This is a genomic window from Gordonia effusa NBRC 100432, assembly GCF_000241305.1.
In the GTDB taxonomy this organism is placed as follows: Bacteria; Actinomycetota; Actinomycetes; order Mycobacteriales; family Mycobacteriaceae; genus Gordonia; species Gordonia effusa.
Window position 1 is genome coordinate 19,804 of the sequence record NZ_BAEH01000045.1, and the last position, 24,934, is coordinate 44,737.

At 62.7% G+C, this 24,934-nt stretch carries 16 protein-coding genes and 1 tRNA gene; 9 read left to right on the plus strand and 8 right to left on the minus strand.

Annotation, left to right across the window (positions count from 1 at the left end; genetic code table 11):
- Positions 1 to 16: 16 nt before the first annotated feature.
- Positions 17 to 4,114, minus strand: coding sequence for a bifunctional nitrate reductase/sulfite reductase flavoprotein subunit alpha (locus GOEFS_RS07860; protein ID WP_007317366.1), 4,098 nt, complete (start codon positions 4,112 to 4,114; stop codon positions 17 to 19).
- A gap of 194 nt (positions 4,115 to 4,308) precedes the next feature.
- On the opposite strand from GOEFS_RS07860, the gene GOEFS_RS07865 reads away from it, so the two are divergent.
- From GOEFS_RS07865 to GOEFS_RS07880, 4 genes are all read left to right on the plus strand, one after another.
- Positions 4,309 to 5,442: a thiolase family protein gene (locus GOEFS_RS07865; RefSeq protein WP_007317367.1), complete on the plus strand. Its 1,134-nt coding sequence runs from the start codon at positions 4,309 to 4,311 to the stop codon at positions 5,440 to 5,442.
- A 67-nt stretch (positions 5,443 to 5,509) separates the two neighbouring features.
- Positions 5,510 to 6,331, plus strand: coding sequence for a crotonase/enoyl-CoA hydratase family protein (locus GOEFS_RS07870; RefSeq protein WP_007317368.1), 822 nt, complete (start codon positions 5,510 to 5,512; stop codon positions 6,329 to 6,331).
- A gap of 1 nt (position 6,332) precedes the next feature.
- On the plus strand, positions 6,333 to 7,469 hold the full coding sequence (locus GOEFS_RS07875; RefSeq protein ID WP_007317369.1) for an acyl-CoA dehydrogenase family protein: 1,137 nt from the start codon (positions 6,333 to 6,335) through the stop codon (positions 7,467 to 7,469).
- Complete coding sequence (locus tag GOEFS_RS07880; RefSeq protein WP_007317370.1) at positions 7,466 to 8,398, plus strand: acyl-CoA dehydrogenase family protein; 933 nt, start codon at positions 7,466 to 7,468, stop codon at positions 8,396 to 8,398. Before GOEFS_RS07875 ends, GOEFS_RS07880 begins: the two co-directional genes overlap by 4 nt.
- Positions 8,399 to 8,425: 27 nt before the next feature.
- Here the strand turns inward: GOEFS_RS07880 and eutC are convergent, their stop codons facing one another.
- From eutC to GOEFS_RS07905, 5 genes are all read right to left on the minus strand, one after another.
- A complete protein-coding gene (gene eutC / locus GOEFS_RS07885) occupies positions 8,426 to 9,184 on the minus strand; it encodes an ethanolamine ammonia-lyase subunit EutC (protein WP_007317371.1) in 759 nt (252 codons plus the stop codon).
- The gene (locus tag GOEFS_RS07890) at positions 9,181 to 10,596 is read right to left on the minus strand and encodes an ethanolamine ammonia-lyase subunit EutB (protein ID WP_007317372.1); all 1,416 of its coding nucleotides are present in this window, start codon (positions 10,594 to 10,596) and stop codon (positions 9,181 to 9,183) included. The genes eutC and GOEFS_RS07890 overlap by 4 nt, the downstream gene beginning before the upstream one ends.
- A complete protein-coding gene (gene eat, locus GOEFS_RS07895; RefSeq protein ID WP_007317373.1) occupies positions 10,593 to 12,017 on the minus strand; it encodes an ethanolamine permease in 1,425 nt (474 codons plus the stop codon). Before eat ends, GOEFS_RS07890 begins: the two co-directional genes overlap by 4 nt.
- Positions 12,018 to 12,279: 262 nt before the next feature.
- The gene (locus GOEFS_RS07900) at positions 12,280 to 12,966 is read right to left on the minus strand and encodes a haloacid dehalogenase type II (protein ID WP_007317374.1); all 687 of its coding nucleotides are present in this window, start codon (positions 12,964 to 12,966) and stop codon (positions 12,280 to 12,282) included.
- A 136-nt stretch (positions 12,967 to 13,102) separates the two neighbouring features.
- Positions 13,103 to 13,176: transfer RNA gene (locus GOEFS_RS07905), tRNA-Arg, on the minus strand.
- A 106-nt stretch (positions 13,177 to 13,282) separates the two neighbouring features.
- On the opposite strand from GOEFS_RS07905, the gene GOEFS_RS07910 reads away from it, so the two are divergent.
- The gene (locus GOEFS_RS07910; protein WP_007317375.1) at positions 13,283 to 15,298 is read left to right on the plus strand and encodes a bifunctional copper resistance protein CopD/cytochrome c oxidase assembly protein; all 2,016 of its coding nucleotides are present in this window, start codon (positions 13,283 to 13,285) and stop codon (positions 15,296 to 15,298) included.
- A 271-nt stretch (positions 15,299 to 15,569) separates the two neighbouring features.
- A complete protein-coding gene (locus GOEFS_RS07915) occupies positions 15,570 to 16,040 on the plus strand; it encodes a single-stranded DNA-binding protein (protein WP_007317376.1) in 471 nt (156 codons plus the stop codon).
- A gap of 130 nt (positions 16,041 to 16,170) precedes the next feature.
- Here the strand turns inward: GOEFS_RS07915 and GOEFS_RS07920 are convergent, their stop codons facing one another.
- Complete coding sequence (locus tag GOEFS_RS07920) at positions 16,171 to 18,480, minus strand: SulP family inorganic anion transporter (protein ID WP_007317377.1); 2,310 nt, start codon at positions 18,478 to 18,480, stop codon at positions 16,171 to 16,173.
- A gap of 331 nt (positions 18,481 to 18,811) precedes the next feature.
- Here GOEFS_RS07920 and ettA point away from each other — a divergent pair, with 331 nt between their 5' ends.
- A complete protein-coding gene (gene ettA / locus GOEFS_RS07930) occupies positions 18,812 to 20,485 on the plus strand; it encodes an energy-dependent translational throttle protein EttA (protein ID WP_007317378.1) in 1,674 nt (557 codons plus the stop codon).
- Positions 20,486 to 20,562: 77 nt separating this feature from the next.
- Here ettA and GOEFS_RS07935 read toward each other — a convergent pair whose 3' ends face one another.
- Complete coding sequence (locus tag GOEFS_RS07935; protein ID WP_007317379.1) at positions 20,563 to 21,435, minus strand: LysR family transcriptional regulator; 873 nt, start codon at positions 21,433 to 21,435, stop codon at positions 20,563 to 20,565.
- A gap of 70 nt (positions 21,436 to 21,505) precedes the next feature.
- On the opposite strand from GOEFS_RS07935, the gene GOEFS_RS07940 reads away from it, so the two are divergent.
- Positions 21,506 to 21,871 carry a nuclear transport factor 2 family protein gene (locus GOEFS_RS07940; RefSeq protein ID WP_007317380.1) on the plus strand — a complete coding sequence of 122 codons (366 nt, stop codon included), beginning with the start codon at positions 21,506 to 21,508 and terminating at the stop codon, positions 21,869 to 21,871.
- A 156-nt stretch (positions 21,872 to 22,027) separates the two neighbouring features.
- On the plus strand, positions 22,028 to 24,934 hold a 2,907-nt coding region (locus GOEFS_RS07945), incomplete at its 3' end, for an NAD-glutamate dehydrogenase domain-containing protein (protein WP_138917936.1).

The window sequence follows — 24,934 nt, forward strand, 5'->3', positions numbered from 1 at the left end:
GGGTCGGAAGCGCAGGTCAGTAGACATCTCGCACATAGCGCTTCTCGGCCGACAACGCGGATACGAACGAATCGGCGCTGTGCGGCGCCAACCTGCCCTGCTGGGCGACGATTTGGCGCAAGGCGTCGTCGACGTCGCGGGCCATCGCCCCGGCATCTCCACACACGTAGACGTACGCCCCGGCACGTAGCCACTGCCACAGTTCGGCCGCGTGCTCGCGCATCCGATCCTGGACGTAGACCTTCTCGTCTTGATCACGGGAGAAGGCCACATCGAGGCGAGTAAGTAGACCGTCGTCGCGAAGACGGGTCAATTCGTCGCGGTAGTAGAAGTCGGTGGCCTCGCGACGTTCGCCGAAGAACAGCCAGTTCTTTCCGGTCGCTCCCTGCGCCGCGCGGTCGGCGAGGAAGGCTCGAAATGGCGCGATGCCGGTGCCGGGACCGATCATGATTGCCGCCGCGTCGGGGTCGTCCGGCGGACGAAAGTGCTTGTTGGGCTGAACGAAGACTCGCACGGGGGTGTCGCCGGGGGTTGCCCGGTCGGCGAGGAAAGATGAACAGACACCATGCCGGATCACATCACGATCGGGCGTAGTTGCGGTGTAGCGAACTGTCGACATCGTGATCTCGACGGTGTGCGGATCTTCGCGCGGCGTCGACGAAATGGAATACAACCGCGGGGCGAGGGGACGCAGCGCTCGAACCCATTCTTGCGGCGTGGCGCGAATAGACCTGCCGGCCAACACATCTGCACATTGTTTACCCCATGCCCAGTTGGTGACACCGGCTGGTTCGGCCAGCACCTCGTCCAGTTCGGTATCGCCGCTGTCCGCTCGGGCGGAGACGAAATGCAGGAAATCCGGTGTAATGCGGGCGATTTCAAGACGATCAGTCAGCGCCTCCCCGAAGGGAACGATGTCGCCGCCAGATAGTTCGACCGGTTCATTGCCCACCAAGTCGGTGTGTTTGAGCCATTCGGCCACCAGTGCAGGATCATTGCGAGGCCACACACCGAGCGCGTCGCCGACGGAGTAGGTCACGGTATCGGGCGGCAACGTGAACGAGACCTTGCGGACGTCCTTGTCGGAGCCGTCGCCGCTGAGTTTGGCGTTTCCCGACACCGTCGTTGAGAGCGGGTTCTTTCGTGAGTAAGCGACCGGGGTGGCGGCGGCAGCCGGAGTTGTGTCGCGCGGCTCGGTGTTGGGTTCGACGTCGATATGTGCGATGACTCGATCGAGCCAGCCGTGAGCGGACTCTTCGTAGTCGGGCTCGCATGACACTCGCTCGGCGAGACGATGGGCACCCAGATCATGAAGGCGCGCATCGAGTTTGCGTCCGAATCCACAGAAGTCCGCGTAGCTCGAATCACCGAATCCGAGCACCGAGTAGCCGACGCCGTGCAGATCGCCGGGTTCGAGGCCGGCGAGTGCATCCCACAACGCGACACCGTTGTCAGGTGCGTCGCCGTCGCCGGTGGTACTGGTGAGGAATAGGACGTTGCCGCTGAGATCGGCGACGGTGATTTCGTCGGCGCAGCGCAGTCTGACGTCGACCCCGGCAGTGGCGAGGGCGTCGCGAGTCGTCTCCGCGAATTCCTCCGCCGTTCCGGTCTGCGATGCCCAAACAACAGTCGCCGACACCGTCGGAGCGACATCTTCGGTGAGTGATTTTGCGGGAGAACTGGTTTGGTCAGCAATCACCGGTATGCGAGCGAAGAGGCCCGCCAACACACCGTCCAGCCAGGCCCGATTGTCGGTACTGAGCGGTGCCGTTGTCGGCACGACGGGGATGGCGTCGGATGGGGGGAGTGCACGTAACCCGACCAGCATTCCCTCAACGAAAATGGATTCGGCTGCGGCAAATCGTCCTGAAGTTGCGATCGTCGTGGCGAGGACATCGAGCGGTGCCAAGGCGTCAACTCCTGGATGTGAAACGGTGAGAGCGGCAGCGGTGGTCGGCTCGGTACTGCGTGCGGTCGGTGCCGGTTGTACCGATACCGCGCAGGCTTTGAACTCTGGCTGAAGTGAGTCGGCGTCGACGGCGTCGTTGGTCACGGCGTTGATCGCCAGATCGGGACCCTGTGCGTCATTGAAATGCATTGGCGCGAAACAGGTTCCGGGACGGATGTCGGTGCTCACCGCTGCCGGCAGCACGGCGGTGCCACGCCGCGACGCCACTCGAACGTCATCACCGTCGACTATGCCGAGCGGGCCGGCGTCGTCTGGATGGATCTGCAGGAACGACGACGGATTGAGCTTATTGAGCTTCTTCACCTTGCCGGTCTTAGTCATCGTGTGCCATTGGTGGGCGAGGCGTCCGGTGGTCAACGTCAGTGGGAAGTCGTCGTCGGGCAGCTCGGCGCGCGGCAGATAAGGCCGGGGCAGGAATTGAGCCCGGCGGGTCGGCGTCGGAAAGGCAAGGCGCGGAACGTCTCCGTCGTCGGCGACGTAGGTCGATGCGCTGACGCCGTCGTTGATGTAGCGGATCGGATTGCGGTCGGGGCCATCCGGTGCCGCGGGCCACTGCACGGGTCCCTGGCGCAGCCGCACGTAGTCGACACCGCGGATGTCCCAGCCTGTGGTGGGGTTCCAGAATCGCGTGATCTCGTCGAAAACCTCTGCGGCGCTGGAGAAATTGAAACCGTCGGCGAATCCCATCGCCTGGGCGACGCGGCAGATGATGGCCCAGTCGGGTAACGCGTCGCCAGGGGCTGCCAGTGCCGGAGTCGTGAGCGTCAGATTCCGTTCGGAATTGATCATCACCCCTTCGCTTTCGGCCCATAGCGCGGCCGGCAAGGTGATGTCGGCGTACTCGCCCGTTTCGGTTCCGGTGAAGGCGTCCTGCACGATCACTAGCTCGGCGGCCCGCAAGGCGTCAATCACGGTCTGCCGATTGGCTACCGAGGCAACGGGATTTGTGCAGATGATCCATGCGGCCTTGATCTCGCCCACTGCCATCCGCTCGAACATGTCGATAGTGCCGGCCCCGGCATCGGGGCGGATCGTGTCACGTGGCAATTGCCACTGGTCTTCGACGAACGCGCGGTCGGCCGGGTTTAGTGCGGACCGTTGTCCCGGCAACCCGGGGCCCATGTAACCCATCTCGCGACCGCCCATCGCGTTGGGCTGGCCGGTCAGCGAGAACGGTCCCGATCCGGTGCGGCAAATCGCGCCGGTCGCGAGATGAAGATTGCACAGCGCATTGGTCTGCCAGGTGCCGTGGGTCGATTGGTTGAGTCCCATCGTCCACAGGCTCACCCAATTGTCGGCGGTGCCAATCAATTCGGCTGCGGCGACGATGTCGGCGGTGTCGAGACCTGTTATCCCCGCCACCGCATCGAGCGGATAGTCCGCGAGCATCGGGTCCATCGCGTCGAAGCCGTCGGTGAATTCGGCGATGAACTCATCGTCGGTGTGTCCGGCGTCAACTATGAGTTTGAGTAGGCCGTTGAGCAATGCGAGGTCGGTGCCGGGTGCGATGGGCAGGTAGAGATCGGCTTTGGCGGCGGTAGCGGTGCGCCGCGGGTCGACGACGATGAGCTTGGCGCCCTGTTTGACGCGGTCCATCATTCGCAAATACAGGATCGGGTGGCAGTCGGCCATATTCGCGCCGATAACAAAGAAGACATCGGCATGATCGAGGTCGTCGTAGCTGCCGGGCGGTCCGTCGGCGCCGAGGGATTGTTTGTAGCCGGTGCCGGCGCTAGCCATGCATAGCCGCGAATTCGACTCGATCTGGTTGGTGCGCAGATAGCCCTTCGTCAACTTGTTGGACAGGTACTGGGCTTCCAGACTCATCTGGCCGGACACGTAGAGCGCGATCGAGTCTGGGCCGTGCTCGTCGTAGATGCCGCGCAACCGGGCGGCAGCGGTCGAGATAGCGTCGTCGAGCGGTGTAGGCACCGCCTCCTCGGTGCGATCGGAGCGGACCTGTGCGTATGCCTGACGGCCGCCAGCGTTGAGCATGTCGGCGGTTGTCGCGCCTTTGGTGCATAACCGTCCACGGTTGGCTGGATGCGTCGCAGTCCCGACGCTCTTGGTTACCTGGCCGTCGACGACGCGCAGATCCATACCGCAGCCCACGCCGCAGTAGCCGCACACCGTCGCGAAATCCATACCTCGATGGTTCGGGAAACGTGTTTCTCGATGCGCAGCCCTGTGTTACCGGCAGATCAACTCGCGCTCAGTCAGGACGTGGCCGAGACGTGAGGGGAGTGTTCCGGGCCACATGAGCCGGGCGTATGGTGGATCACAACCAAATGCTTGCTTGGTGGTCTGGCCGCGGTCGGTCCCTGATCTGGAGGTTAACTATGCGGGATGCCGTAATCGTCGACGCCGTGCGTACGCCAATTGGAAAGCGTAATGGCGCCCTTGCCGACGTACATCCGGGTGATATGACCGCACACGTGCTCAGCGCCCTACAGCAACGAGTCGGTTTTGAGCCGGCGATGATCGATGACGTCGTCTGGGGTTGCGTGAGCCAGGTCGGCGACCAGGCGGGCAGTATCGGCCGCGTCGGTGTACTTGCCGCCGGCTGGCCCGAATCGGTGCCGGCCACCGTCGTCGACCGCAGGTGTGGATCTGCCCAACAGGCCGTCCATTTCGCGGCCGCCGGAGTGATCGCCGGGCATTACGACTACGTGATCGCCGGCGGCGTCGAATCGATGACTCGGGTGCCGATGGGGTCCGCACGTGGCGACGGAAAGCCATATCCCGCTTCGGTTTTGGACCGCTACGGCGTTGACGGGTTCAATCAAGGACTGGGCGCGGAGCTGATGGCCAAGAAGTGGGCGATGAGTCGTGCGCAGGTTGACGACTACTCTGCGCGGTCGCATGAACGAACAGCTGCGGCAATCGATTCGGGGGCATTCGATGCGCAGTTGGCGCCGTTTGCGGGTGGCCTCGCGCAGGATGAGGGTTTGCGACGCGGCACGACGGCCGAGAAACTAGCCGGATTGCGGACGGCATTCGCCGAAGACGGGGTGATTACCGCGGGCAACTCCTCCCAGATCTCCGATGGTTCGGGTGGGCTGCTGATCACTACCGGTGAACTCGCCGCGCAAAACGGGTGGACGCCGATCGCTCGCATCCACACGGCCGTGCTCGCCGGTGACGACCCGGTCATCATGCTTTCGGCGCCGATCGCGGCAACTGCCAAGGCGCTCAAGCGTTCTGGGCTATCGATCGGCGACGTCGGCGCGTTCGAAGTGAACGAAGCCTTCGCGCCCGTGCCACTTGCCTGGCAGGCCGAAATGGGTGCGAGTGACGATGTGCTCAACCCGCTCGGTGGCGCGATCTCGGTAGGTCACCCGCTGGGCGGATCGGGCGCGATCTTGATGACAAGATTGGTCCATCACATGCGCGACAACGGTATTCGCTATGGGCTGCAGACGATGTGCGAAGCCGGTGGCATGGCCAATGCCACCATTCTCGAACTGCTCTGAGTGGCATCGGCCGACCGTGGTGGGGGCGCGGCGAGTATGAATACGGTGGCCGGGTAAACGTATAGGTATGACGGACACCACACCCGAGCCCACCTCGCCGCTCCTGGTTACGCGTGATGGCGCGATCGAGATCTGGACGCTCAACTCGCCGGAGACGCGCAACGCGATATCGGGTGACGACATGATCGACGCGCTGGTCGCAGGTATCGAGCGAGTCAACCGCGATACGTCGGTGCGGGTCATCGTGTTGACCGGCGCTGGTTCGGCATTCTCGGCGGGCGGCAATGTCAAAGACATGGCAGCGGGCGTCGGCCTATTCGGCGGAGCATCGCACCAGCAGCGTGTCGGTTATCGCGACGGTATTCAGCGCATTCCCCGCGCGTTCTATACGTGCGAAGTCCCGATCGTCGCAGCGGTAAACGGTCCGGCGGTGGGAGCCGGGTGCGACCTATCGCTGATGTGCGATCTGCGCATCGCGTCCACGTCGGCATTCTTTGCCGAGAGCTTCGTCAAGCTGGGCATCATTCCGGGCGACGGCGGCGCCTGGCTGTTGCCGCGGATCGTCGGACCTGCGCGTGCGGCCGAGATGGCTTTGACCGGTGATCGAGTAGACGCGGCGACGGCGTTGGAGTGGGGCATCGTCTCTCGAGTTGTGCCGCCAGACGAATTGCTCTCCGAGGCAACGGAATTGGCTCGTCGAATCGCGGTCAATCCGCCGATCGCGGTGCGGATGGCCAAGAAGCTTCTCCGTGAGGCGCAGCACCAGAGTCTGGACCAACTCTTGGAAATGTCGGCGACGATGCAGGCGATCGCACATCATACCGAGGATCATCGCGAAGCGGTAAGCGCTTTCATCGAGCGTCGTGACGGCAACTACACGGGTAACTAAGATGTCCCTCGTTCCCGGCTATGTACCGGAAAGTGCTGCGCTGGTTGAGCTTCGACGTGAGGTTCGCGAGTTCATTAGCGAGCAATTGGCCGCTGGAGCGTTCACTCCCGGCGTCGACACGTGGCTTCGCGGATGGGATGAGGAATTCACTCGTGCGCTTGCCGGTCGTGGATGGCTGGGCATGACTATTCCAGTCGAGTACGGCGGTCACGGCCGCTCGTTCACCGAACGATTCGTGGTCACCGAGGAACTGCTCGCGGCTGGTGCGCCGGTCGCGGCACATTGGATCGCTGATCGTCAGGCCGCACCGTCGTTGTTGCGGTACGGGACCGAGCCGCAAAAGCGACGGTATCTGCCGGAAATCGCTGCGGGAAAGCTCTTTTGGGCGATCGGTATGAGTGAGCCCGACGCCGGTTCCGACTTGGCTTCGGTGCGGACCCGGGGTATTCGAGCCGACGGTGGGTGGCGGGTGTCGGGCACCAAGGTGTGGACGTCGGGAGCACATCTGGCGCACGCATTCTTTCTGCTCGCGCGCACCGAGCCCGTTGACCCTGCGAATCGGCATGCGGGACTTAGCCAGTTCATCGTTCCGCTCGATAGTGACGGCATCACCATCTCGCCGATTCTGTCGATGGATGGCGCACACCATTTCAACGAGGTACATCTTGATGACGTGTTCGTTCCCGACGACATGGTGCTCGGCACGATCGGCGAGGGGTGGACACAGGTGACGTCGGAGTTGTCTTATGAACGCAGTGGACCTGAACGTTTTCTGTCGACGTACCGGCTGCTCGCCGGGCTGGTTGGCGCCGCGTCGTCGGGGGACGTGCCGCGGCACAGCGACATCGGGTCGCATATCGCCAGACTCGCCGGGCTGCACCGGATGTCGTCGGCGGTGTCGGGCGCGTTGCAGCGCGGTGACTCCGTTTCTTCGGCGGCCGCGGTGGTGAAAGTACTCGGCACGTCGGCGGAGGGCGATATCGCCGAATTGGCGGATCGCATTGTCGGCCGCGACGGGCCCGCCCCGTTACGTGAGCTGGCTGACCACGCAGTGATACAACGCCCCGGATTCACGTTGCGGGGCGGCACAAATGAGGTGCTGCGCGGTGTCATCGCCAAGGAGTTGGGGCTGCGATGAACGACCTGGATCCGGTTTTCGTATCGACGGTGCGCGACGTCTTCGCACGCCTCGCCGCATCGGCGGACCTGTCACCGGTGGACCGATGGCAGCAGCTCGATGACATTGGCCTTGCCCGATTGTTAGCTCCGGCGTCGTCGGGCGGCAGTGAAGCTGGCTGGCGCGAAGTTGCCGTCGTACTGGAAACCGCTGCACGACAATCGGTTACGACTGGAATAGTGGGAAGCGATGTGCTGGCCGGTTGGCTACTGCGGCGTGCCGGTCTTTCCGACGACGCGGTGCTGCGTGGCGCTGGGTTGATCGACGACGCTGGGCGCGAAATCGCGGTCGAGCGGGTAGACGGAGCAGAAAGTGTTGTGACGCTGGCGAAATTGGGCGAAGAGTGGACAGTGAGTGCCGCCCACCAGGGCGACGCGGAGGTCGACGCGCACACCGGCGAGTTATTCATGCTGCGTGGTGCGCTGTGCCGTTCTATTCAGGTCGCCGGTGCACTCGCCGAGATCAACAACATCACTACCGAGCATGTGACGACGCGGACCCAGTTCGGCCGGCCGCTGGCGAAATTCCAGGCCCTGCAACAGGTGTTGGCCGACTCGGCGGCGCAGACCGCACTGACGGCGGCAACCGTCGACGCCGCGGTGGCGACGGCCGATGCCTATGAGGCGGGGGCTACCGCTCTGGAGCGCCTGCGGTTCGACGTCGCGGTTGCCCGTTCTTGCGCGGGTCACGCGGCATCGACGGTTGTTCGTAACGCCCATCAAACTCTCGGCGCGATCGGCACCACGGTTGAGCACCGGCTGCACCGTTACACAATGCCGGCACTGAGTTGGTGTGCGGAGTTCGGCTCGACTCAGCATTGGGATGACGTGGTCGCGCAAGAAGCCGAGCGGGTCGGTGCGGATGGCTTGTGGGAGTTGATCGTTGGTTAGAAGCCGGGCGCTCTAGTTCAGTGCCGGTTAGTTCAGTGCCGTTGTCGTCACCGTCTCGATGGCATCGCGGGACGAATCCTTCAGGTCGACTCCCGAGCGGCCCAGTCGCCGGGCGCCGATGACTAGACTCGCTACGACGCGTGCCGCCTCGGTGTAACCCAGTCCATCGGGCGGATGGATATTCGAGATGCAATTACGTTCCGCGTCACTGCGACCCGGCTGTGGACGGTGTGTCAGATAGATGCCGAGACTGTCGGCGACGGAGAGTCCGGGCCGCTCGCCGATGAGCACAAGCGCCGTCGTCGCGGCCAGTGCGGCAGCGATGTGATCGCCTAGCGCGACTCGAGCCTGAGTGGCGATGACAGGCGGTGCGATGGTGAGATCCGGTGCTAATTCGGTGGTGAGCGCCGCAACCATCGCCGGCCCGTGGGTGCCGACCGCACGAGGTGATAGGCCGTCGGCCAGGATGATTGCGACGTCGTAGCCGGGGGAGTTGGACAGAACGTCGAGATCGGCGGGCTGACGACCGAGATCGGGTCGTCGCAGATATTCGCCGCGACCGGTCGCGAGGCTGGTTACCGATCGCGGGGCGCCGAGATTCAATTCGCTTAGGGCGCTGGTCAATTCATTGATATCGAGGGGGAGATGTACGGCGTCGCGCGCCGCGGCGTGGGCGGCGGCGAACTCGATCACCCGCTCGGTTGGTAGCGAATCACCCGCTCTACCCAAGCCGATTCGAGCTTGAGTAGCGGGTCGGAGTGATGACCAGAAGTCGGGACTCGTCATCGAGTGATCGTTTCAGTCAGCGCCCGCAGCGGCGAGGAGTCGAGGGATAGGTTTCGCAATGCTCCGGTCTCGTCAGTCATGCCTTGCGCGCGTAGCCAGGCATCGAATTCGGGTGCGGGGCGCAGGCCGAGGGTGCGCCGCGCATAGAGCGCGTCGTGGAAAGCCAACGACTGATAGCCGAGCATTACATCGTCGGCGCCGGGCACGGTGATGACGAATGCGACACCGGCCGTACCGAGCAGAGTAAGGAGGGTGTCCATGTCATCTTGGTCGGCTTCGGCGTGATTGGTGTAGCAGACGTCGACGCCCATCGGCAGCCCAAGTAGCTTGCCGCAGAAGTGATCCTCGAGTCCGGCGCGGATGATTTGCTTGCCGTCGTAGAGATATTCGGGGCCGATGAAACCCACTACGGTATTGACCAGCAATGGCTCTAGGTGGCGTGCCAAGCCGTAGGCGCGCGTTTCGAGCGTCTGTTGATCGACGGGTACACCGCCGGTGCCCAGATGAGTGCCGGATGAAAGTGCCGATCCCTGGCCGGTCTCCAGGTACATGACATTGTCGCCGACGGTGCCTCGCTTCAGCGAGCGGCCGGCTTCGTTTGCCTCGTCCAGAAGTGAAACTCCAACGCCGAAAGCGGAATTGGCGCCTTCGGTGCCGGCGATCGACTGGAATACCAGATCGACCGGTGCGCCGGCCTCGATGAGCCCGACCGTCGTGGTCACATGGCTCAGCACGCACGACTGGGTGGGAATCTGGTAGCGGGTACGGATGTCGTCGAGCAGATGCAGGAGGTCCGACGTCGCGCGCGGCGAGTCGGTGGCCGGATTGATGCCAATTACGGCATCGCCGCAGCCGAGTAGTAACCCGTCGAGCGTCGCGGCTGCTATTCCCAGTGGATCGTCGGTCGGATGGTTGGGTTGCAGCCGCGTCGCAAGAGTGCCTGGTTGTCCGATTGTGGTGCGAAATGCGCTGTATACCACTATTGCTCGCGAGACGGCGATGAGATCTTGGTTGCGCATCAATTTACTGACCGCGGCGACCATCTCGGGCGTGAGACCCGGTGACATCGCCGCGAATCGGGCGGCGGCGTCGGGTCGGGTGACGGTCGCGAGTAGGTGATCGCGTAGACCACCGACAGTCAGTGCCGAAAGCGGTGCGAATGCGGTCCGATCGTGGGTGTCGATGATGAGGCGAGTTACCTCGTCGGTCTCGTAGGGCACGACGAGTTCGTCGAGAAAGGCGGTGAGCGGAACATCGGCGAGTGCCCATTGTGCCGCCGCTCGCTCGGCGTCGGACTCTGCCGCACATCCGGCGAGCACATCGCCCGAACGCGCCGGGGTGGCCTTGGCGAGTAGGTCGACCATTGACGAGAACGTGTAGGTGACACCCGCGAGTCTCTGGGTGCGGATCATTCGAGTTCCTTTTCGGCCTCGGCGAGTGCGGCGAACTCCTCATCCGGAGAGTTGGCCACCAGGTGATGCCGACTGTACAGCGCGAAGTACAGCATGAAGACCACGAATGCGCCGAGCGTCCAGAGTGCCGCGGTGGGGGAGACGAGGAAGGTGGCGATGACCGCGACCGCTGCGATGAGCAGGGCGAAGCCGGTGGTGACAATACCGCCGGGCGTGCGGTACGGGCGGGGCATCGATGGCTCGCGAACGCGAAGCACGATGTGGCTGATCATCATGAGCACGTAGGACAGGGCTGCGCCGAAGACAGCCATGTTCAGCAACATCGCGCCTTCGCCGGTGAGTGACAGGATGAAGCCGACCACGCCGGGCACGATGAGAGCCAACGTCGGAGCCTTGCGAGAATTGGTGACCGACAAGCCCTTTGGCAGGTATCCGGCGCGCGACAATGCGAAAGTTTGTCGGGAATAGGCATACATGATGGAGAAGAAGCTGGCGACCAGACCGGCCAGACCGATGTAGTTGACGACTTTGGCGACGCCGGAGTCGCCAAGTGCCTGCACGAGAGGGTCTGCGGCAGTTGATGTTTCGTTGGCGCCGAGGGCTCCGGTCGCAAGCCAGAACACCGCCGCGCCGGTGACGATCAACATCATCATCGCGATGATGATGCCTCGCGGGACGTTTTTCTCGGGTTCACGAGCTTCTTCGGCGGCGAGTGGCACACCCTCGATGGCGAGGAAGAACCAGATGGCGAAGGGAATCGCGGCCCAGATGCCGAGGTAGCCGTGCGGGAGCCAATCGCCGGCCCCGACAGCGTCGGTCGGGGCGATGTTGGTGAGGTTGGACCAGTCGAAATGACCGATGGCGGCGATCGCGAAGATCACCAACCCGACGAGCGCGATGGCGGTAATGACAAACATCGCCTTGAGTGCTTCGCCGGCGCCTGTCAGATGGATGCCGATGAAGATCGCGTAGACCGCCAGGTACACCCACCATCCGTCGGTGATGCCGAAGAGGTTGAGGGATTCCACGTAGCCGCCGATGAAAGTGGCGATGGCTGCCGGGGCGATGGCGTATTCGATGAGAATGGCTGTGCCAGTTGCGAATCCGCCCCACGGACCGAGCGCGCGTCGGGCAAAGGTGTAGCCGCCGCCGGCTGCGGGAAGAGCCGACGACAACTCCGCCATACCGAGCACCATCGCCAAATACATGCCCGCGATGATGATCGCGGCGATCCCCAGGCCGCCAAAGCCGCCTTCGGTTAACCCGTTGTTCCAGCCGGCGTAGTCGCCGGAAATCACATAGCTCACGCCGAGGCCGGCCAGTAGGACCCACCCTGCCGACCCTGATCTCAGTGTGCGTTTGGCCAGGTAGTCGTCGGACTCGACGGTCTCGTCGATACCGCCGCGATGGATCTCGGTCACGGGTCTCCTCGGCTAGGGCGCGTGATGCGCGCGTGGCACGGTGCGATCAGCATCCGTGTCAAGAAAAGCCCGTCGCGGTCACTTGGCTGTGTCGGCCGTGTGACCGGGACGTGTCAGTGGCAGTGATCAGTAGCACTTCGCCAGCCAACTGTGAGTGGAGACACTATTTAGCGGAAGGTTGCATCAACGTTGCACCGGGACGTCCGGCTCTAGCTCCGAATGTTGGTTATGTCCTTAAGTCCGTGTGACGGATCTGAGTTGACTAGCAACCCAATTGGTCTGCGAGATCGTCCATTCCCGTCGCCCGGAAAGCGTCAAGCGGACTTGGAAGCTCCTCCTTGGCTTCGGGACCCCATTCGTATGGGCGCTCGATGTATGCGGTCTGCAGTCCACATGACCGCGCTGCCGCGAGATCGGCGCTATGCGCGGCGACCATCAGTACCTCGTCGGGGCGAACCCGCATGAGCTCGGCGATTCCGAGATAGACCTCGCTGGCAGGTTTGTAGTGGTGCCAGAGGTCGGCGCCGCCGATGAAGTCCCACTCGAATCCGTTGTGCTTCGCCATTTCGGTCAGCAGCGCGACGTTGCCGTTGCTGAGCGCGGTGACGATGAACTTCGACTTGAGCCTGCGGATGCTGTCGGCCGCATCTGGCCAGCCAGGGATCACATGCCAGGCGTGAACGGCGGCGTCGAGTTGTGTTGGGGTTGCTACGACGCCGTACGAATCGCGGAGGAGACGATCCAGCGTTTCGCGGTGGAGTTCGTCGAGCAGTGCCCACTCCCGAACTCCTGACTCGACCTCTGCCAGTGCCGGGGCATACGTTTGTCGCCAATCGCGCGCGAGTTGCGAGCCATCGATCGTCGGGAACTTTTGTGCGAGAACATTACTCACACCGGTGTGCCAATCGGTGACGGTGCCGAATGTATCGAACGCTAAGACCTTGATCATGAAGACACCTCCTGTCGGGTCGTACCGACCCTCACGTTGCCCGTCTGAGCCGCTGCTTGGGTTCCACTCTCAAGTAGCGCAGTATTAGGAGTTCTCTTGTCGGTCGAGGATCTTGGAGCTCCGTCTAGCGTAAGAGTGCCCCCGGCAGGAATCGAACCTGCGACCTAGGGATTAGAAGGCCCTTGCTCTATCCAACTGAGCTACGGAGGCGTGGTACGGCCAGGCGAGTATACGACAACGCGTCGCAGGTGGTTCTCGGCCGGGCTCGGCGAGCCTCTCAGTTAGGCCACACCTACCGCCGAATACAGTGGGGTTCATGACGATCGAGGCACCCGTGCGCGACGCGATGGATTCTCAACGCGGCGTCGTAGGTGCGCTGACCTGGGTACTTGGGTGGGTTGGCGCGATTGTCGCAGTCGCGGTCACCGCGTTATCGGCATCGTCGGCGATTGCCCTGGCAGGCGTTCCCGATCCCGGTCCTATCACCACGTACGGCCTGCCCGCGCTTACCGCGTTAGGACAGCTCAGTGCGTCGATCGCGCTTGGCTCAGCGGTTTTCGCCGCATTCTTCGTCCCGCCGCAGCGGGATGGTCTGCTCGACATCGGCGGTTATCGCGCGGTCAAGATCGCGTCGATGGCCTCGATCATCTGGGCTGTCTGCGCCGTCTTGTTGATTCCGTTGTCGATCTCCAACGTCAGTGGGCAGTCACTGTCGAAGACGCTGCACGTGCACAATTTGATCACCGCCTACGGCCAGGTCGCCGACGCCCGGACTTGGGCCTGGACGGCGGTGCTCGCGGTATTAACCGCGATTGCCGCGCGCGTCACCCTGCGATGGGGATGGGTGTTCGCCGTGCTGATTCTGGCGTCCGCATCGCTGTTGCCGGTCGCTCTCGCCGGGCACTCATCGGCGGGCGGCGATCACGACCTCGGTACTAACAGCCTAATCCTGCACATCGGCGGCGCGGCGGTCTGGATGGGTGGCCTGTTCGCTGTGGCGACCTACGCATTCGCAGGCGGTCATTGGCGCGCGCTCGCCGTCCGACGATTCTCACGAGTCGCGTTCTGGTGCATCATCGTCGTCGGTATCAGCGGTGTCGTGAACGCACTAATCCGCGTACCGGTGGGTGATCTGTTCAGTGATCTATACGGCCGGATCGTCTTGGCGAAAGTGGTTGCGCTGGTGGTCCTCGGTGCATTGGGCGCATGGCACCGACGCCGCACGATCTCATCCCTCGACTCCGACGACGCCGACCCTCGGCGTGGTTTGTTCGTCCGCTTCGCGCTCGTCGAATCTTTAGTTTTCGCAGTCACTTTCGGCATCGCCGCGGGGCTCTCGAAGACACCGCCACCGCCCATCGACACATCCCAGTTGACCCCAGCGGAGACGGTGATCGGCTACCGTATTGACGCTCCGCCGACGTTCGGACGCATCGTCGGCGACTGGCGTTTCGACCTCATCTTTGGCACCGCCGCAATCGTGCTGTGCCTGACATACCTGCGTGGTGTGTACCGGCTTCGGCGACGCGGTGACGCCTGGCCGGTCGGCCGGACGGTCGCATGGGTATTGGGCTGTCTGGCACTGCTATTCGCGTCATCGTCGGGACTAGGGGTATACGGCCCGGCGATGTTCAGCATTCACATGATCGGCCATATGATTTTGTCGATGCTGATTCCAGTTCTGCTGGTATTGGGTGGTCCGGTGACGCTCGCGCTGCGCGCTCTTCCTGTTGCGGGACGCGGCAATCCACCCGGACCGCGTGAATGGATCCAGTCGGCGATCCATAGCAAGTTCGCGAAGATCGCCGCCAATCCGATTGTCGCAGTTGTCCTTTTCGTCGGCAGCTTCTATGTGCTGTATCTCGGCGGTTTGTTCGCGCTCGCGGCGGATTATCACGCAGCGCATCTGGCGATGAACGCGCATTTCCTGATTAGTGGCTATGTCTTCTACTGGCTGGTCATCGGAATCGATCCCGCGCCGCGCCAGTTGTCGCCGATCGCGAAACTAGCAATGGTGCTCGGCACCTTGCCCTTTCACGCCTTCTTCGGTGTCGCGTTGATGATGAGCAGCGACGTAATCGCTGAGAGTTACTATCGCAATTTGAATCTGCCGTGGGCATACAGCCTGTTCGACGATCAGCGCCTCGGTGGCGGAATCGCTTGGGCCGCTGGGGAAATCCCACTAGTCATTGTCATGCTTTCGTTGCTGGTGCAGTGGAGCAGGCAGGATAACAAGCAGGCCAAGCGATTTGACCGTAATGCCGAGCGCGATCACGACGCCGACCTCGATAGCTACAACGAAATGCTTAAGCAGCTCAACCGCAAAGGTTAGTTGCGCCCAGACGTTGACGCAGCGAGCGTGTGAGACCGCGTTCTCTTCCCAGAGAGCTCGGAACCGTACCCTGTTGCGTGGATCGTCGCCACGCGAATCGAGGGCGAATACCTCGGATTCCTCGCCATCGTCCACAGAATGCCGGTTATCCCCAGATGCGCTTGATCGGGGCGTTGCTGAGGCTCTGTTCGTCGGTGGCGCCGGTGATGCTGGACGGACCACGCCGGCGTGGTTGCCAGCAAAACTGTTGTCACAGTGGAGGAGTCGATCAATGTTTGAGACATACACCACCGTCATCGGGACGGTCATTTCAGATCCGCGGCGTCGACGCACCGTGGCGGGCGAGGAGGTCATCTCCTTTCGCGTCGCGTGCAATTCCCGACGCCACGACAAGCAGAACAATGTCTGGTCGGACGGGCCGACGCTGTACCTGACGATCAGTTGCTGGCGGCGACTGATCGCCGGCGTCGGGCTCGCGATTGCCAAAGGGCGCCCGGTGATCGCCCACGGTCAGATCAAGACCAATGAGTACGTCGCGTCGGACGGGACCAAGCGTCAGGATTTGGAAATGTCGGCGGCTTCGGTCGGACTGGATCTAAGTCGTTGCGTGGTGACCTATCGTGGGACGCCGGTCTACGAGCCGTCCGTCCAGCCAGCGCCGGTGGCTGAAGAAAATTCGTCTCCCGCTGCGGTTGTGGGCGCGGGCAGCGCCGATGGACTCGACCAGGGGGCGGCTGCGTGAGCTGATCGGAGAGAGGAGGCTCCGGCGGTTCCAGTTGGGGGCGGCTGAACTCTGCAGCGTGGTCGCCGGCGAGGGGAGTATCCCCTTTGCGTGACGCTTAGTTGCAGAGTTCAGCCGGTATCGCTGGCAACTAGTGCCCGCCGCTGCCTGCCGCCTCGACCGTCGATTCTGACTCGGGAAGATCGGCGTCGTCGGCGAGATGCCGAATCCCGCTGGTAGTGACCTCCAGGACGCGTGCGGTGCCGATGTCGAAGAATAGCCCGGCGATGCGTACCCGACCTTCGGCTCGCGCTCGGCCGACGACCGCGTGCCGCTGCAGCGTCTGCAATCCGATCGCGACGTTGACCATTGCGAGCTGGTCGACTTCGCTAAAGCCTTCGGTGGCCGCGGCTCTGGCGACGGGATGCCCCGCGCGAAATGCCGACAGTGAGGGCTCAGCGTGGCCTAGCCACTCTTGAATAGGTTGCGCGGCAACACTATTGGACAGTAACGCGTTCATCGCTCCACACCCGGAATGTCCGCAGATGATCACCGACGAGACGTTGAGCTCATCAATGGCGAATGCGAGTGCTGAGTCCACCGAGACATCGTTGTCGACCGGAACCAAGTTCCCCACGTTGCGCACCGTGAATAGGTCACCCGGGCCGCTCGCGGTGATCACATTGGGTACCACGCGAGAATCCGAGCAGGTCAGGAAGAACGAGTCCGGATCCTGGCTGTCGGCAAGCCGCGTGAGATGTGGGCGCAGAAGATCGGCGTGATTCGAGTGGAAGTCGTCGACGCCATCCAGCAACGGTCGCAACGCGGGCGGATGGCTTTGCGAGCCAGGCCGATGCCGTCGGTTCCACGGAGCCAGCGCATCGCGCAGATGGTGAGCTGAGGCAGCGCTGCGGCGTGGTGGTTGCGCTTTAGAGGCATCGATGCGCGCCGAACCCAATTCGACGATTTCCACCGTCCCACCGGTTGCGCGGTGCTGCCTCGTCCAATCTTCGATCGCCTCGGAGAACGCGTGGTCGAGATAATCGGCGTCGAGTTCGATGCGTACGGGTGAGCCGGTCGGAATTTCGCCGAATGCCCTGGTGAGGCGCGGCAGCGCGAGGAATGAGCTGGAGCCGGTGATGGAGATGAACCAGCGCGGCTCCGATTCGGTACCGGCGTTCCGGGCATCGACGTTGACCCGAACGATTCGCCACAACAGGATTGCCACCGCGAGCGCCAGACCGATGAGGACGCCTTCGAGGAGATTGAGGAACACGACTGCGGCCACGGTGACTCCGTAGACCCAGAGGTCGCCGGTGCGACGCGCGGTCCTGATATGTGCGAGTTTGACCAATTGGATGCCGATAACGATCAAGAGGCCCGCGAGAGCCGACTTCGGGATCTGCTGCACCAGACCGACGAGCGCCACCGAGAAGACCAAGATCCAGAAGCCATGCAGAATGGCCGACGCGCGGCTTTTCGCGCCACTGGCGACGTTGGTTGAGCTTCGCACGATGACGCCGGTAACCGGGAGGCCACCGATCATCCCGGATACGACGTTGGCCGATCCTTGGCCGATGAGTTCACGATCGAAGTTGCTGCGGGGGCCGGTATGAAGCTTGTCGACCGCGACGGCGGACAGCAGACTCTCAACGCTGGCGATCAACGCGACAGTCAGGATGCCGACGGCAACGCCACCCCATGCGCCCTGCGGCAGCGAGGGGAGTGCGACCGCGTCGAGCAGCGAACCGTCGAGCGTAATGCGCTCAACCGACAGTCCGAATAGTGCGGCAGCAGCCGTTGCGATGACGATCGCGGCCAGCGGCCCGGGAATCCGGCGCACTGACGTCGGCAGGTATTTCCAGCCCAGCAGGATGGCGATGACAGCGGCACCGATCAGGAGATCGTTCACGTGGAGGTTGGCCAGTTGGCTAGGTACGGCGGTGATGTTCTCCCACGCGGTGCTCTGCGAAGTACCGCCAAGCAATACGTGAACCTGCTGCAGGGCGATCGTGATGCCGATACCGGCCAGCATCGCGTGGACCACGACGGGAGCGATGGCTAGTGCGGCGCGGGCAATTCTGCTGAGGCCGAACAGGATCTGCAGGACGCCCGCTGCGACGGTGATGAAACACGTTACCTGCCAACCGAATTGGTCGATCAAGGTCGCCACGACTACGGTCAGCCCAGCGGCCGGGCCGCTGACCTGCAGAGGGGAGCCGCCAATCGCACCGACAACGACGCCGCCGACGATCGCGGCAAGAAGTCCGGCCATGACTGGCGCGCCCGACGCGATCGCGATACCGATCGATAGTGGCAAGGCCACCAGGAAGACGACGATCGACGCTGGTAGGTCGTAGCGAAAGATGCTGCGCAGCGCGCGATTTGGCTCGTTATCTTCTCGCGACGTTCCGGGCTCGGTGTGCCCAGGTGTGTCTTGGTGCGATGATGTGGTCGCCATGGTCCCCTCAAGTGGTCGAATCAGATTGTTGTGCAATGGAGTTCGATCAGGTAGCGGCGACATCCACGACGGATTCGTCGTTGAGGTCGGGAATGACCGCTTTCTTTACCGTAATTGCTTTGCCTTATCTGAACCTGAATCCGCACGCCCACTGTGATGAAGGTCAAGATTTGTACCAATCGGCATTTTCGGCGAGACGCGGATCGACCGTTGACCGGCCGCGCTGGGCTGATGAGGTGCCGATAGAGTAGAGACACCAGCGATCGGGTGCGGCCCTTGTGCGTGCCGCCGGTCAGTACACGCCGTGACACCACAGTTAGGAAGGTCGAATATGGCTGAGTTCATTTACACCATGAAGAAGGTGCGAAAAGCGCACGGCGACAAGGTGATTCTCGACGATGTCACCATGTCCTTCTACCCGGGCGCCAAGATCGGTGTTGTTGGCCCGAACGGCGCGGGTAAGTCATCGATCCTCAAGATCATGGCCGGCATCGACCAGCCGTCTAACGGCGAAGCCTTCCTCGACCCCCAGGCGACCGTCGGCATTTTGCTCCAGGAGCCGCCCCTTAACGAAGAGAAGACGGTCAAGCAGAACGTCGAAGAGGGAATGGGCGAGATCAAGGTCAAACTTGATCGCTATAACGAGGTTGCCGAGTTGATGGCAACTGACTACTCCGACGAACTCATGGAGGAGATGGGCAAGCTCCAGGAGGACCTGGACAACGCCGACGCGTGGGATCTCGACTCCCAACTCGAGCAGGCGATGGACGCGCTTCGCTGTCCGCCCGGTGACTCGCCGGTCACTCATCTGTCCGGTGGCGAGCGCCGCCGAGTCGCGCTATGCAAGCTGCTGCTGCAAAAGCCCGACCTCCTGCTGCTCGACGAGCCCACCAACCACCTCGACGCCGAGTCGGTCCTGTGGCTGGAGCAATTCCTCGCCAGCTACCCCGGTGCGGTCCTGGCTGTCACCCACGACCGGTACTTCCTCGATCACGTCGCCGGCTGGATCTGTGAAGTCGACCGCGGCAAGCTGCACCCCTACGAGGGCAATTACTCGACCTACCTGGAGAAGAAGGCTGAGCGCCTGGAAGTCCAGGGCAAGAAGGACCAGAAGCTGCAGAAGCGGTTGAAGGAAGAACTCGCCTGGGTTCGGTCGGGTGCCAAGGCCCGCCAGACCAAGAACAAGGCTCGCCTGGCCCGCTACGACGAGATGGTCACCGAGGCGGAGAAGACACGCAAGCTCGACTTCGAGGAAATCCAGATTCCTACGCCGCCGCGCCTGGGGGATGTGGTTGTCGAGGTACACAATCTCGACAAGGGCTTCGACGGTCGCGTGCTCATCAAGGATCTGTCATTCACATTGCCGCGCAACGGAATTGTCGGTGTCATCGGACCAAACGGCGTCGGTAAGACGACCCTGTTCAAGACCATCGTCGGTCTGGAAGAACCGGATTCGGGCACGGTGAAGGTCGGCGAGACGGTGAAGCTCAGCTACGTCGATCAGTCGCGCGCCAACATCGATCCCAAGAAGACGGTGTGGGAGGTCGTATCCGATGGACTCGACTACATCGAGGTCGGGCAGAACGAGATGCCCTCGCGCGCATATGTGAGCGCATTCGGCTTCAAGGGACCGGATCAGCAGAAGCGGTCGGAGGTGCTTTCCGGTGGTGAGCGCAACCGCCTGAACCTGGCGCTAACCCTGAAAGAGGGCGGCAACCTGATCCTGCTTGATGAGCCGACTAACGACCTCGACGTCGAAACCCTCGGTTCGTTGGAGAACGCACTCGAACAGTTCCCGGGCTGCGCCGTCGTGATCAGCCACGACCGTTGGTTCCTCGACCGAACCTGTACCCACATTCTCGCGTGGGAAGGCAATGTCGAAGAGGGGCAATGGTTTTGGTTCGAGGGCAACTTCGAGGCCTACGAGGCCAACAAGGTGGAGCGCCTGGGCGCCGATGCCGCGCGTCCGCATCGCGTAACGCACCGGAAGCTGACCCGCGACTAAGTGCTTGGCCGCTGGGCGCGGCTGAAGTCTGCGGTTTGAGGTGCGGTGAGGGGACTTGTCCCTCGCCGGCCGTCGCATCACCGCGGATCATCCAGGCGGGTGCGCAGAATCTTGGCAAAGGCGCGTGCGGCGGCTCCGGGTTCGTCCCGCGTGGCCAGCGATAGACAGGTATGCTCCGACCCGCGGATTCCGACCGTCACCAGTGGCGAGCTGATCATCGACGCGGAGAGGACTACGACTCCCGCACCCTGCGCGGCTAAGACGAGTGCGGCGTCGGGCGAATAGACCTGCACAGCAGGCGTCAACTCGGCTCCTATTGCGGCGCAGGTCTTTTCCAGGGCGGAACGGACGCCGGTGCCCGACGGAAGGGTCAGCACATGGTGATCGACCAACTCCTGCGGCATGATCGACCCTCGCGTCGCCCACGGATGGCCAGCAGGCACCCCGACAGCCAGTGGCTCGTCGACGACGGTGTGCACGTCGAAGGCTTCCGGTAGCGATTCGGTGTGGGCCACCAGCGCAACGTCGAGCGATCCAGAGCCGAGTGCCGCGATGAGGTCTACCGAATTGCCTTCGCTGGCTGTCACGACGACGCCCGGATGAGCCTGACGAAATTCGGCGAACGCGGCGAGGTAGCCCGGGATTGTGCAGCCAATGATCGTTCCGATTCGGACCTCGCCGCGGGCGATGCCGACGAGGTCGTCGGCGACCACGCGAATCCGGTCTACGGCCGCGAGGGCCGTCGCGATATGCGGCACCAGCACGCCCCCTTCCGACGTCAAGGTCGCAGTGCGTGAGCCGCGCTCGAAAAGTCGCAGCCCCAACTCGCGCTCGAGCTTCGCAACCTGGGCAGAAACACCTGGCTGGCTCACATGTATCGCATCGGCCGCGGCGGTGAACGAGCCGCGTCGGCTGACCTCCAGGGCGTATCTGAGCTGATGCAGTTCCATAACCGAAAATGATACCTGTGATCAGAACTAGCTGTTGGACTTATGGTTCGGTGACGTCGACCATGGAGTTATGACAAACACAACCAACACCTTCCGGGCGCCCAGCGAGATCGCCGAACTCTACTTCGCCAGCTGGGCAAACGGGGATCCCGAACCGCTGCGCCCCTACCTTGCCCCCGACGTCACCTTTGACGGCGCATTGGGGTCGACGCGTGGACCCGATGAATTCCTCGACGGGCTGGGCGGAATGTTCGCTGCCACCACGAGCAACGAGGTGCGCCTCCGGCTAGCCGACGACACCGATGTCGTGACGTGGTCCGAACTCCAGATCGCCGACAAACAGCCGATGCAGGTTGCCAACTGGACCCACGTTGAGAACGGCCTGATCACCGCGGTGCGGGTCACCTTCGACCCGCGTCCAATGTTCGACAGATGACAACCGCGCCCTGAGTGACCCGCCGACCCCGCCGCTAAAGATTCGTTACCGACGGGTAATCACTACCATCGCTGCGTAGGATGACCGCTAATGGTCTGTGCTGTCTACACAACGAGGTGATTGGCGGTGTCAGGTTTGACTTCTATTGTGCCACAGGTGATTTCGAAATATTTCTCACCCTTGGTTGATATTTCCGGCGACTCGGCCGGTCAATTGCCGGCCGATGTCGAGCGCGTACGCCGGCATGTCGAGGTTGGCCAGTCGCGAGTGCCGGGTGAACATTTGGTCGCCGTTGACGCACCGGGGGGACCGCTAAGCATCTTCTTGGTGAACGACGACATGCCGTTGTTGGTGGAAGCCGTGCTCGCCACCGTCGAATCACTTGGGCTGACAGTCACTCGCGTGGACCATCCGATACTCAATGTCGTACGCGACTCCGACGGCGACTTGACGGAGGTACTGACGTCAGATTCCGATGAGGGCACTCCCGAATCGTGGATTTCGCTGCTCGTCACACGCGGCGGGACCAACCTTTCGGAAACACAACTCGTCGACGAACTCGACACCGTGGTGCGCCGCGTCGCCGACGTACACCGTGACACTCCACAGATCATCGCCACGCTGGCCGACCTGGCGGACGGCTGTGGCAGCGGTGATGTTCGCGGTGTCGGCGACGATCATGCTGCGCGTACCGAGGCGGCCGCGCTGGTCAATTGGCTTGTCGATGGAAATTTCGTGCCGCTGGGCCACCTGGAAGTGGACGCGGACGGCAACGAGGTGGGAACCGGCTCCGGAATATGGTGCACCGAGGCGGTAGATCACCTGCGCGAGTACACCCGTCGGTGTGCGGCAGAACACGCCGACCAGGAGTTTCCCCAGGTGTCGACGGTCTTCCTGCACACCGGCATTCAACGCTCCAATTATGTGATCCTCGTACGTATTCCGGTGATCGGGTCACAATCAGACGGCGCCGAGACGGCTCTGGCCAGTGGCGAACATCGTTTCGTCGGCATCCTGACGACTTTCGCGCGGCACCAGCCGCTGGTCGACATTCCGGTACTTCGACGTCGCGGCGCGGCGGTACTCGACAAGGCAGGCGTCGACCTGGATTCCTATGTCGGGCACAGCATGGAGGGGCATCTGGAGACCTACCCCCTCGATGAACTGTTCGCGACGCCCGCCGACGAACTGTCGCGTCGGGTAGCGGGACTCTTGGATGCCGTCGCCACGCGCTCGTTGCGTGTATTCGTACGCGCCGATCGTCCAGCGCAGATGGTGTCGGCGATGGTCTACCTCCCGCGTGATCGCTACACGACGGCGCTACGCCTGCGGGTGCAGCAAATCATCGTCGACGAATTCGCCGGCACCGACATGGAATACATCGGTCTGGTGACCCGGTCACCGCTTGCGGCCCTGCAGGTGATGATTCGCGCGAATAGTGACGCCGACCAGGATGTATACGCCACCGGTGAGCCAGCGCAGCGTGACCTACAGGATCGACTCACGGAGGCGGTGCGCACCTGGGACGATCGCGTCGCGGAATTGGTCCCGAGCCGCATCGACCCGGAACCGTGGCTTGCGGGACTGCCGGAAAGTTACAAAGAACAGCGAACGCCAACCGAGGCGATCAAAGACTACGCGCATGTAGTGGGGTTGACGCCCGGAGATATCGCCGTCGAATTGGAGGAACCCGACGCCGAAGACGATCAATGGACGTTCATCCTCTACCTCTGCGGGCAGTCGGCCAGCCTCACCGACATGCTGCCGGTGCTGGGAAGCATGGGTTTCGACGTTGACGATGAATATCCGTATCACATCGTGCGTCCCGATGGTGAGGAGTGTTGGGCATACGAATTCGGCGTGACTCTCGCGCCGGGCGTGACCATCGGCGAACGTAATAGCGACGATGTGCGCCAACGGTTTACCGACGCTTTCGAGGCGATCTGGCGCGGTGACGCCGGCGTTGATCCATTCAACGCACTGGTGCTGCAGTGCGGACTGAATTGGCGCGGCGTGAGCATGTTGCGGGCCTATCATGCCTATCTGCGGCAATGTGGATTCGCCTATGGCGCAGCGTATGTCGCCACCGTGCTCGGTGAACATCCGGCGATCACCGGCTTGCTCGGTGATCTTTTCAAAGCTTCGTTCCGGCCCGGTGAGGCCAATGATGAACTGCGTCAACAGGTTCTGTCCTCGGTGCGTGATGCTTTGCGCGAGGTCATCAGCCTGGACGCCGACCGGGTGATCTCCGCGCTGTTGTCGGTGATGACCGCGACATCGCGCACAAACTTCTATGTCGAAGACGCGCCGGACGATCCCGACGCGCTCGGTCGTGCCCTCGCATTTAAGTTGCGTCCGAGGGAGATTCCACAGACACCGCAGCCGCGGCCCGAGCACGAGATCTTCGTCTACTCGCCGCGCGTTGAGGGGGTGCACCTTCGATTCGGTGCGGTCGCGCGTGGTGGCCTCCGCTGGTCGGACCGACCCGCGGACTTCCGCACCGAAATCCTAGGTCTGGTCAAAGCGCAAGCGGTGAAAAACGCCGTCATCGTGCCGGTTGGCGCGAAAGGTGGATTCGTCGTCAAGCGCCCGCGCGGTGCGGCCCAGGCGCCCGAGGGCGTTGTCTGCTATCGAGAGTTCATCGCCGCGCTATTGTCGGTGACCGACAATATCGATCGACGTACCGGCGACGTACTCCCGGCGCCATCGGTGGTACGGCGCGATGGCGACGATACCTACCTGGTGGTCGCGGCGGACAAGGGAACCGCACGATTCTCCGACACCGCGAATTCTGTTGCCGCCCTTTATGGTTTCTGGTTGGGCGATGCTTTCGCGTCCGGCGGGTCGGCCGGCTATGACCATAAAGCTATGGGCATCACCGCACGCGGGGCATGGGAGTCGGTCAAACGCCATTTCCGGGAGATTGGCGTCGACACCCAGACCCAGGACTTCACCGTGGTGGGTGTCGGGGATATGAGCGGTGACGTCTTCGGCAATGGCATGCTCCTTTCCGAACATATCCGCCTGGTCGCGGCGTTCGACCATCGCCACGTTTTCATCGAT

Excerpts from the sequence above, each read along its gene's own strand:
- GOEFS_RS07910 (WP_007317375.1), top strand. The coding sequence starts at position 13,283 with ATGACGATCGAGGCACCCGTGCGCGACGCGATGGATTCTCAACGCGGC.
- eutC (WP_007317371.1), bottom strand. The coding sequence starts at position 9,184 with ATGACGAGTCCCGACTTCTGGTCATCACTCCGACCCGCTACTCAAGCT.
- GOEFS_RS07880 (WP_007317370.1), top strand. The coding sequence starts at position 7,466 with ATGAACGACCTGGATCCGGTTTTCGTATCGACGGTGCGCGACGTCTTC.
- GOEFS_RS07890 (WP_007317372.1), bottom strand. The coding sequence starts at position 10,596 with ATGATCCGCACCCAGAGACTCGCGGGTGTCACCTACACGTTCTCGTCA.
- GOEFS_RS07935 (WP_007317379.1), bottom strand. The coding sequence starts at position 21,435 with ATGGAACTGCATCAGCTCAGATACGCCCTGGAGGTCAGCCGACGCGGC.
- GOEFS_RS07860 (WP_007317366.1), bottom strand. The coding sequence starts at position 4,114 with ATGGATTTCGCGACGGTGTGCGGCTACTGCGGCGTGGGCTGCGGTATG.
- GOEFS_RS07870 (WP_007317368.1), top strand. The coding sequence starts at position 5,510 with ATGACGGACACCACACCCGAGCCCACCTCGCCGCTCCTGGTTACGCGT.
- GOEFS_RS07940 (WP_007317380.1), top strand. The coding sequence starts at position 21,506 with ATGACAAACACAACCAACACCTTCCGGGCGCCCAGCGAGATCGCCGAA.
- GOEFS_RS07865 (WP_007317367.1), top strand. The coding sequence starts at position 4,309 with ATGCGGGATGCCGTAATCGTCGACGCCGTGCGTACGCCAATTGGAAAG.
- GOEFS_RS07915 (WP_007317376.1), top strand. The coding sequence starts at position 15,570 with ATGTTTGAGACATACACCACCGTCATCGGGACGGTCATTTCAGATCCG.
- GOEFS_RS07920 (WP_007317377.1), bottom strand. The coding sequence starts at position 18,480 with ATGGCGACCACATCATCGCACCAAGACACACCTGGGCACACCGAGCCC.
- ettA (WP_007317378.1), top strand. The coding sequence starts at position 18,812 with ATGGCTGAGTTCATTTACACCATGAAGAAGGTGCGAAAAGCGCACGGC.
- GOEFS_RS07875 (WP_007317369.1), top strand. The coding sequence starts at position 6,333 with ATGTCCCTCGTTCCCGGCTATGTACCGGAAAGTGCTGCGCTGGTTGAG.
- GOEFS_RS07900 (WP_007317374.1), bottom strand. The coding sequence starts at position 12,966 with ATGATCAAGGTCTTAGCGTTCGATACATTCGGCACCGTCACCGATTGG.